The organism is Protaetiibacter sp. SSC-01 (assembly GCF_014483895.1).
Lineage (GTDB): Bacteria > Actinomycetota > Actinomycetes > Actinomycetales > Microbacteriaceae > Homoserinibacter.
Genome location: NZ_CP059987.1, coordinates 2020583 through 2030199 on the forward strand (window position 1 = coordinate 2020583; position 9617 = coordinate 2030199).

8 protein-coding genes and 1 pseudogene are annotated in these 9617 nt (G+C 72.4%); 5 read left to right on the forward strand and 4 right to left on the reverse strand.

The annotated features are described in order from the left end of the window. Positions 1 to 77 precede the first annotated feature (77 nt). Both H4J02_RS09585 and H4J02_RS09590 read right to left on the reverse strand, forming a co-directional pair. Complete coding sequence (locus H4J02_RS09585; RefSeq protein ID WP_187674374.1) at positions 78 to 1079, reverse strand: DUF1648 domain-containing protein; 1002 nt, start codon at positions 1077 to 1079, stop codon at positions 78 to 80. Continuing rightward, positions 1076 to 1429, reverse strand: a complete 354-nt coding sequence (locus H4J02_RS09590; protein ID WP_187674375.1) for a GntR family transcriptional regulator — start codon at positions 1427 to 1429, stop codon at positions 1076 to 1078. The genes H4J02_RS09585 and H4J02_RS09590 overlap by 4 nt, the downstream gene beginning before the upstream one ends. 605 nt (positions 1430 to 2034) lie before the next feature. Between H4J02_RS09590 and H4J02_RS09595 the strand changes: the two genes are divergently transcribed. From H4J02_RS09595 to H4J02_RS09610, 4 genes are all read left to right on the forward strand, one after another. Beyond that, entirely contained in the window at positions 2035 to 2478 is a 444-nt protein-coding gene (locus H4J02_RS09595) for a hypothetical protein (protein WP_187674376.1), read from the forward strand. Between the two features lie 170 nt (positions 2479 to 2648). Then, positions 2649 to 5249: a valine--tRNA ligase gene (gene valS / locus H4J02_RS09600; protein ID WP_187674377.1), complete on the forward strand. Its 2601-nt coding sequence runs from the start codon at positions 2649 to 2651 to the stop codon at positions 5247 to 5249. A 2-nt stretch (positions 5250 to 5251) separates the two neighbouring features. Beyond that, positions 5252 to 5695, forward strand: a complete 444-nt coding sequence (locus tag H4J02_RS09605) for a GNAT family N-acetyltransferase (protein WP_262406013.1) — start codon at positions 5252 to 5254, stop codon at positions 5693 to 5695. Then, positions 5695 to 5922 carry a hypothetical protein gene (locus H4J02_RS09610; protein WP_187674378.1) on the forward strand — a complete coding sequence of 76 codons (228 nt, stop codon included), beginning with the start codon at positions 5695 to 5697 and terminating at the stop codon, positions 5920 to 5922. Before H4J02_RS09605 ends, H4J02_RS09610 begins: the two co-directional genes overlap by 1 nt. A gap of 261 nt (positions 5923 to 6183) precedes the next feature. Here H4J02_RS09610 and H4J02_RS09615 read toward each other — a convergent pair whose 3' ends face one another. Next, complete coding sequence (locus H4J02_RS09615) at positions 6184 to 6483, reverse strand: GIY-YIG nuclease family protein (RefSeq protein WP_187674379.1); 300 nt, start codon at positions 6481 to 6483, stop codon at positions 6184 to 6186. 203 nt (positions 6484 to 6686) lie between these two features. Then, positions 6687 to 7510: pseudogene (locus H4J02_RS09620) on the reverse strand (methyltransferase domain-containing protein). A gap of 41 nt (positions 7511 to 7551) precedes the next feature. Between H4J02_RS09620 and H4J02_RS09625 the strand changes: the two are divergent. Then, complete coding sequence (locus H4J02_RS09625) at positions 7552 to 9582, forward strand: M3 family metallopeptidase (RefSeq protein WP_187674380.1); 2031 nt, start codon at positions 7552 to 7554, stop codon at positions 9580 to 9582. The last annotated feature ends 35 nt before the right edge of the window (positions 9583 to 9617 follow it).

A 9617-nucleotide genomic window follows, 5' to 3' on the forward strand; every position in this document is an offset into this window, starting at 1 on the left:
TCCGGAGAGGGCGGGTTCTTCCGAGGACTCCCCGGTGATGGCCGGATCGCTGTCTGTGCCGACGATTCTAGCGCCGGTCACGCGGAGTACGCCGCGAGGAGCGCGGCGGCCGTTGCGGCGTCGTCGACCGAGACCGTGAAGCGGCGGTCGTCGCGGGTCACCACGAGGATGCCCTCGCCCGCACGGGTGATGACGCCGGTGCCGCCGCCGGGGGCCCAGCGCCAGCCCCAGCCGCCGAACTGCGAGGTCGGGTCGACGTGCGCGACGCTCACGGATGCGATGTCCGCGGCGCGGATGCGGCGGCGCGGCCAGCCGAACGGGAGCGACCGCACCGTGAGGCCCGTCGCATCCACTCGCACGCGCCACACGAGGCCGAGGCCGCACAGCACGAGCAGCAGCACCGGGACGAGGAAGAGAGGCCACGCGGCGCCGTCGGTCACCGCGACCACGAACGACATCATGACGATCGTCAGCCCGATCGCGCTCACGACGATCGCGACGACCGAGGTCGGCATCCGCACCGTCGCGATCCACGCGCTGCGCTCGCCCGGGGCGAGCTCGAGCGGGCGTGCGGGCGTCGCGGCGTCCTCGGCATGAACGGCCTTCGGCAGCGCGAACCAGGCGATGCCGGCGGCGACGGCTCCGAGCGCGAAGGCGAGCGGCATCCATCCGTCGATGTCCGCGGCGTCGCGCGCGTCGTCGAGCCCGAGCTGGATGCCGAGAGACGCCGTCACGATCGAGCCGACGAAGAGGGAGACGCCGAGCGACATGACGGCGAGGAGCTTGTGCGTCGAGGTCGGCACCGGGCCGGGGCCGATGCCCACGAAGGCCGCGAACATCCCCGTGAGGCCGACGCCGAGGCCTGCCGTCAGGGCGACGCTCACCCAGGCGGGCGCGAAGCCGTCGGGTCCGGTGCCCGATCCCCAGTGGATCGCGACGGGGTCGGGCAGCGACGGCAGCCACGCGAGCTGCACCGCGACGGCGGCGCCCCACACGATGAGCGGCAGGGCGACCGTCACGATCCACAGGGAGAGCGGGCGGCGCTCGCGCGTCGGACGGGCGGATGCGGCGGCGGTCATGACGGGTACTCCTCGCGGATCAGGGAGATGAGGGACTGGGGGCCGACGCCCTCGCGGCGCGCTTCGGCGACGAGGGCGCGCACGGCGTCGAGCAGCGGGGCTCCCCCCGCGGCGGCATCCGTCACGACGGCGCCTCGACCGCGGCGGAGGTCGATGAGACCCTCGTCGCGCAGGTCCTGGTAGGCGCGCAGCACGGTGTGGATGTTGACGTCGAGCGCCTGGGCGAGCTCGCGCGCCGCGGGGAGCCGATCGCCCGGGCTCAGCACACCGCGGGCCACCTGGGCACGCACGGATGCCGCGATCTGGTCGTAGATCGCGACCCCGGAGCCGGGGTCGACGCGGATGAGCATGATGCCATCCTATTGTTCTAATTGCGCTAGCACAATTGAGGATGGATTCGCGGAGTCCCCGGTCATATGCTCGGAGCGTCTCCCTGCCCCGATCACCGCGGAGCCCAGCATGAGCGACGACACCCCCACGCAGCGCTACCCCGAGGGCTTCCCTCCCCCGGGCGGGCCGAAGCCGGGCGACGGGCAGGGCGCGCAGCCGTCGGCCGGGCAGCCGGGCGCGGGGCAGCAGGGCGCCGGGCAGCCGGGCGCGGGGCAGCCGGCCGCGCAGCCGTCGGCTGGGCAGCCGGGCGCCGGGCAGCAGGGCGCTGGGCAGCCCGGCGCTGGGCAGCAGGGCGCCGACGAGCCGACGCAGGCGATGCCCCCCCCCGCCCCCCCTGACCTCCGCGCCGCCCGCGCCGGCCCCCCCCCCCCCCGCGCGCCCGCCCGCCGCGACGATCCCGCTCGCCGACCCGGCACCCGCCGCGGCAGCCGTCCCGCCCGCGGCCGTCCCGCCCGCCGCGCCCACGGCATCCGGTGACGGCGACGGCGAGCGCCGCGGCAAGGGCCTCATCATCGCGCTCGCGATCGTCGCCGGTCTGCTGCTCGCCGCGCTCATCGCCCTGCTCGTGTGGCTGGCGACGAGCGGAGGCACGCCGAGCGCGGACCCGACCGAGACCGCGTCGGTCTCCCCGTCCCCGAGCGAGACGCCGTCGGAGACGCCGAGCGAGGACCCGACGCCGAGCGAGACGCCCTCCGAGGAACCCCCGCCTCCCCCGCCGCCCGCCGACGCGATCTCGAGCTTCACCGCATCCGCGCAGGACGTCGACTGCTCGGGTGGCGTACCCGTGCCCGTGACCTTCAGCTGGACCACGAGCGGCACGACCGTCTGGTTCGGCGTCGGCACGGACGACGCGCGCGCCGCACCGTACGAGTCCGGGCTCCAGCCGAACGACACGATAGGCATCGACTACCAGTGCGGCCAGCCCGACGGCCAACAGCGCTACACGATCACCGTGCAGCGCACCGACGGCGCCTTCGAATCGGAGACCGTCGTCATCCGCGAGTCCTGACCACGGCTCCGCGAGAGTACGCACTTTTCCTCCTCTCGCGCCCTGAATCGGGGAAAGTACGTACTCTCGCGGACACACCGCGCCGCAGGCGCGGGCCGGTAGAATCGCGGGGTTCCCACACTCAGGCACCCCTTGACGCGGTGCCGCACATATCGAACCGGAGTACCGCGATGAACGCCGCCGACGCTCGCAACGAGTCCACGGGCATCCCCGAGAAGCCCGCCCTGGAGGGCCTCGAGACCAAGTGGCGGGAGGTGTGGGAGAACGAGGGCACCTTCCGGTTCGACCGCGCCGCCGCGCTCGCCGCCGGCAAGGGCTCCGTCTTCAGCGTCGACACCCCGCCCCCCACCGCATCCGGCAGCCTCCACATCGGCCACGTGTTCAGCTACACGCACATGGACCTCATGGCCCGATACCAGCGGATGCGCGGCCAGCACCTCTTCTTCCCCATGGGCTGGGACGACAACGGCCTCCCCACGGAGCGCCGCGTGCAGAACTACTACGGCGTGCGCTGCGACCCGACGCTCCCCTACGACCCCGACTTCACGCCCCCGCAGGAGGGCGGCGAGGGCAGCTCGACGAAGGCCGCCGACCAGCTGCCCATCTCGCGCCGCAACTTCGTCGAGCTCTGCGAGAAGCTCACCGCCGAGGACGAGAAGCAGTTCGAGGAGCTGTGGCGCACGCTCGGCCTCTCGGTCGACTGGTCGCTCACCTACCGCACGATCGGCGACGAGGCGCAGCGCGTGGCGCAGCGCGCGTTCCTGCGCAACCTCGAGCGCGGCGAGGCGTACCAGGCGGATGCGCCCACCCTGTGGGACGTGACGTTCCGCACCGCCGTCGCGCAGGCCGAGCTCGAGGACAAGGAGCAGCCCGCGGCCTACCACCGCGTGAGCTTCCACAAGGCCGACGGGGGAACGGTCGAGATCGAGACCACGCGCCCCGAGCTGCTCGCGGCGTGCGTCGCGCTCGTGGCGCACCCCGACGACGAGCGCTACCAGCCGCTCTTCGGCACGACCGTGACGACTCCCGTGTTCGGCGTCGAGGTGCCCGTCGTGGCGCACCACCTCGCCCAGCAGGACAAGGGAAGCGGCATCGCCATGATCTGCACCTTCGGCGACGTGACCGACGTCGTGTGGTGGCGCGAGCTCGACCTGCCGAACCGCGCGATCATCGGCTTCGACGGCCGCATCCTGCCCGAGTCGCCCGCGCAGGATCTCTTCACGGATGCCGGCCGAGCCGCCTACGCGGAGCTCGCGGGCAAGACCGTGTTCAGCGCGAAGGCCCGCATGGTCGAGCTGCTGCAGGAGTCGGGCGACCTCATCGGCGAGCCCCGCAAGATCACCCACCCCGTGAAGTTCTTCGAGAAGGGCGACAAGCCGCTCGAGATCGTGTCGACCCGCCAGTGGTACATCTCGAACGGCGCGCGCGACGAGAAGCTCCGCGACGAGTTGCTCGCGGCGGGCCGCGAGCTCGAGTTCCACCCGGACTTCATGCGCGTGCGCTACGAGAACTGGGTCGGCGGCCTCACGGGCGACTGGCTCATCTCGCGCCAGCGCTTCTTCGGTGTGCCGATCCCCGTCTGGTACCCGCTCGACGAGAACGGCGACCCGGTGCGCGAGCAGCCGATCGTTCCGAGCGAGCACATGCTCCCCGTCGACCCGTCGTCGGATGCCGCCCCCGGCTTCGACGAGGCGCAGCGCGGCGTGCCGGGCGGCTTCGTCGGCGAGCTCGACATCATGGACACCTGGGCCACCTCGAGCCTCACCCCGCAGATCGCGGGCGGCTGGGGAACCGACCCCGAGCTGTTCGACCTCGTGTTCCCCTACGCCCTCCGCTCGCAGGGCCAGGACATCATCCGCACGTGGCTCTTCTCGACCGTGCTGCGCGCGCGGCTCGAGCACGGCCAGACGCCGTGGCGGCACGCCGGCATCTCGGGCTTCATCGTCGACCCCGACCGCAAGAAGATGTCGAAGTCGAAGGGCAACGTCGTCACCCCGCAGGGCCTGCTCGACGAGCACGGCTCGGACGCGGTGCGCTACTGGGCGGCGTCGTCGAAGCTCGGAACGGATGCGGCGTTCGATCCGCAGAACCCGAAGACGATCAAGATCGGCCGCCGCCTCGCGATCAAGGTGCTCAACGCCGCGAAGTTCGTCTACGGGTTCCCGTACGCGGAGGGCGCCGAGGTCTCGGAGCCGCTCGACGTCGACATGCTCGCCGAGCTCGGCCGCGTCGTCGACGAGGCGACGCGCGCCTACGAGGCGTTCGACCACGCTCGCGCCCTCGAGGTGACGGAGCAGTTCTTCTGGACGTTCTGCGACGACTACCTCGAGCTCGTCAAGGAGCGCGCCTACACGGGCGAGGGCGCCGGTCAGGCCTCGGCCGTGGCCGCGCTCCGCACCGCGATCGACGTCATGCTGCGCCTGCTCGCGCCCGTCATCCCGTTCGCGACCGAGGAGGTGTGGTCGTGGACCCACGAGGGCTCGGTGCACACCGCCTCCTGGCCGACGACCGCCGAGCTCGGCGTCGCATCCGAGACCCGCAGCCTGCTGTCGGCGGTGTCGGCGGCGCTCGTCGGCATCCGTCGCGCCAAGACGGATGCGAAGGCCTCGCAGAAGACGCCCGTCACGTCGGCGACGCTCGCCGGCCCCGCGATCATCGCGGAGGCCGCCGACGACCTGCGCGCCGTCGGCCGCATCGAGCGGCTCGACCTCGTGGAGGCCGAGGAGGTCGAGGTGCGCGACGTCGTGCTCGCCGAGGTTCCGGAGGCCTGATCGTGACGGAGACGACCGTGCGCCCGCTCGCCGCCGCCGACGAGGCGCGCTGGCGGGAACTGTTCCACGCGTACGGCGTCTTCTACGAGACCGACTTCTCGGACGAGGTGCTCGACCGCGTGTTCGCGCTGCTGCTCGAGGAGGGCTCGGGCATCGACGGGCTCGTCGCCGAGCGCGACGGGCAGGTGGTGGGCCTCGCCCACTATCGCTCGCATCCGGACACCTTCACGGGCGGCCGCGACTGGTACCTCGACGACCTGTTCGTCGACCCCGCGGCGCGCGGCACGGGCGCGGGGCGCGCGCTCATCGAGGCGATCGCGGAGCTGTCGGCCGGCACGGGCGGCTCGCTGCGCTGGATCACGGCCGACACCAACGAGGTCGCGCAGGCGCTCTACGACCGGGTCGCGACGCGCACGCGCTGGGTCACCTACGAGGTGCGGCGCTGATGCAGCTCGGAACGCGCTGGTCGGTCGGCGGCGAGGTGCCTCCGCGGGTTCCGGATGCCATGGTCGCGGCGATCCGCGAGGTCGAGTCCGAGCTCGCCGACGTCGACACGACCCAGTGGCGCTGGACCCTCACGTGGCTCGAGGGGCGCCCCGTCGCCGAGCTCGACGACGGCACGCGCCTGCGTATGGCGCACGACGGCGCGATCCTGCGCGACCGACTCGACTGAGCAGCGGGCTGGACTGAGCAGCGGGCTGGTTTCGACACGCCCGCTGCGCGGGCTACTCAACCAGCGGTGAACGGCCGCTGGTTGAGTAGCGGCGCAGCCGCGTGTCGAAACCAGCCCCCGCTCAACACCCCATCGCGTCGCCCCACCCGCTGGTTGAGTAGCGGCGCAGCCGCGTGTCGAAACCAGCCCGCGCACTACTCCCCCTTCGCAACACCGCTGGTTGAGTAGCGGCGCAGCCGCGTGTCGAAACCAGCCCACGCACTACTCCGCCGTCCGCCGCCGGTACGCGCTCCGACTCAACGACGGCAGCAGCGAGAACTCCCCGCGGATGAGCGCCTCGCGCTTCGCCCGCGACCACCCCTGCACGCGTTTCTCGATCCCGTACGCCTCCGCCACAGACTCGGTCTCGTGCACGAACACGAGCTCGACGGGGAGCCGGCCCGAGGTGTATTCGGAGCCGTGGCCCGACGCGTGCTGCGCGGCGCGAGCCTCGACGTTGCGGGGGCTGCCGACGTAGTAGCTGCCGTCGCCGCAGCGGAGGATGTACATGCCGCAGGTCATGCGGGTAAGGATGCACGGCGCCCGGGGGCGCGGGGCGCGGGTCTCCACAGGGCTGGTTTCGACACGCCGCTTCGCGGCTACTCAACCAGCGGGTACGGGCTGGTTTCGACACGCCCGCTCCGCGGGCTACTCAACCAGCGGTGAACGCCCGCTGGTTGAGTAGCGCCCGCAGGGCGCGTGTCGAAACCAGCCCCCGTGTCACCTCACTTCCGCGCGAGGATCTCGCCGTGCGGGAAGACCATCCACCCGTCCGGGTCCTCGGCCCAGTGGGCCCACGCGGTGCTGATCGCCTGCAGGTCGGCGCGCGTCGCGAAGCCCTTCGACGTCGCGTCGTCGGCGAACGCCGACGCGAGCACGCGGTCGCGCCACATGCCGCCCCACCAGGTGCGCTCGTCGTCGTCCGAGAAGCACCACACGGATGCCGTCGACTCGACCGAGCCGAAGCCCGCCTCGCGCGCCCACTGCTTGAGGCGGCGGCCGGCATCCGGCTCTCTCCCCCGTTGCTGCGGTGCACACGCTGGTAGAGCGCCGCCCACGCCTCGAGGCCGAGGGTCAGCGGATGCAGCACCACGCCCGCGTAGTCGCACTCGCGCACCGCGACGAGGCCGCCGTCGGCCACGACGCGGCGGAACTCGGCGAGCGCCTCGACGGGCCGCGCGAGGTGCTGCAGCACCTGGTGCGCGTGCACGACGTCGAACTCGCCGTCGGCGTACGGCAGGGCGTACGCGTCGGCCACGTGGAACTCGACGTTCGTCACACCGCGCTCGGCGGCGTGGGCGCGCGCCTGTGCGACGACATCCGCCGAGGCGTCGATGCCGACGACGCGGCCGGGCGCGACGAGCTCCGCGAGGTCGACCGTGATCGTGCCGGGCCCCGCGCCGACGTCGAGGATGCTCATACCGGGACGCAGGTGCGGAAGGAGGTACGCGGCCGAGTTGAGGGCGGTGCGCCAGATGTGGGAACGCAGCACCGACTCGTGGTGGCCGTGGGTGTAGTGCTCTTCGGGCGCGTGCTCTTCGGGGGGCATGGAGAACAACCTAGGCGGCGGAGCGTGCCTAGGCTTGAGCGGTGACGAATCCGTTCCTCGCCGACAGCGAGCTGCCGTATCTGCTGCCCGACTTCGCCGCCGTGCGCGACGAGCACTACCGCGAGGCGTTCGAGCTCGGGATGGCCGAGCAGCTCGCCGAGGTCGCCGCCATCACGGCCGACACCGCTGAGCCGAGCTTCGAGAACACGATCGTGCCGCTCGAGCGCTCGGGCCGCGTGCTCGACCGCGTGTCGACGGTGTTCTTCACGCTCGCCTCGTCGGACACGACCGATCACATCCAACAGCTCGAGGAGGAGCTCGCACCGAAGCTCGCGGCGCATCACGACGCGATCGTGCTCGACCCCGCCCTCTTCGCGCGCGTCGACGCGATCCACCGCGCCTCGATCGACGACAGCGAGCGCCTCGACGACGAGCAGCGCTACCTCGTGCAGCGCCACCACACCGAGATGGTGCTCGCGGGCGCCGCGCTCGACGAGGCCGCGAAGCAGCGCCTGCGCGAGCTCAACCAGCGCATCTCGACCCTCACGACGCGCTTCGAGAAGAACCTGCTGAACGACACGAACGAGCTCGCGGTGCACATCACGGATGCGTCCGAGCTCGCGGGACTCGCGGCATCCGAGCTCTCCGCGGCGCACGAGGCGGCCGCCGCGCGCGGCCTCGACGGCTGGCTCGTGACGCTCGTGCTCTACACGGGCCACCCGTGGCTCGCCTCGATCGAGTCGCCGGAGACCCGCGCCCGCATCATGGCGGCGTCGCGCGCCCGCGGCATCCGGGGCGGCGAGTTCGACAACCGCGAGCTCGTGCTCGAGCTCGTGCGGGCCCGCGCCGAGCGCGCGCGGCTGCTCGGCTTCCGCGACCACGCCTCCGTCGTGACGGCGGATGAGACGGCCGGCTCCCCCGCGGCCGTCGCCGAGCTGCTCGGTCGCCTCGCCCCCGCCGCCGCCCGGAACGCGACCGTCGAGCGCGAGGAGCTGGCGGAGGTCACCGGCGGGCCCGTCACGGCGTCCGACTGGGCGTTCGCGGCCGACCGCGTGCGCCGCGAACGCTACGATGTCGACACGGCGGCGCTGCGCCCGTGGTTCGAGGCCGAGCGCGTGCTGCACGACGGCGTGTTCTTCGCCGCCGAGCGCCTCTACGGTCTGCGCTTCCACGAGCGCGCCGACCTGCGCGGCTGGAGGGACGAGGTGCGCGTCTTCGAGGTGCGCGACGACGACGGCACCGTCGGCCTCTACGTGCTCGACCTCTACACGCGCGACTCGAAGCGCGGCGGCGCGTGGATGAACTCGCTCGTGTCGCGCAACGAGCTGCTCGGGCACACCCACTCGATCGTCACCAACAACCTCAATGTGCCCCGCCCCGCCGCGGGCGAGCCGACGCTCCTCACGCTCGACGAGGTCGAGACGCTCTTCCACGAGTTCGGCCACGCGCTGCACGGACTCTTCGCGCACGCGCGCTACCCGAGCCTCGCGGGCACGAACGTCTACCGCGACTTCGTGGAGTTCCCGAGCCAGGTCAACGAGATGTGGGCGATGTGGCCCGAGGTGCTCGAGAATTACGCGCGCCACCACGAGACCGGCGAGCCGCTCGACCCGTCGATCGCGCAGCGCCTGCGCGACGCGGAGCAGTACGGTCAGGGCTTCGGCACGAGCGAGTACCTGCAGGCCGCTCTGCTCGACCAGGCGTGGCACACGCTCGACGTCGAGCAGGCGCAGGCGGTCACGGATGCCGCGGCCTTCGAGGCCGAGGCGCTCGCCTCCGCGGGGCTCGCCGACGACGCCGTGCCGCCGCGCTACGCGACGACCTACTTCGCGCACGTCTTCTCGGGCGGCTACGACGCCGGCTACTACTCGTACATCTGGAGCGAGGTGCTCGACGCCGACACCGTCGAGTGGTTCCGCGAGAACGGCGGGCTCACGCGCGAGAACGGCGAGCGCTTCCGCCGCCGTCTGCTGCAGACGGCGGGCACGCGCGACCCGCTCGCGGCGTTCCGCGACTTCCGTGGTCGCCACGCCGCGCTCGAGCCGCTGCTGGAGCGGCGCGGACTCGCCTGACAGGCGTCGCGTCGCGGATCGTCACCGGACGCGCC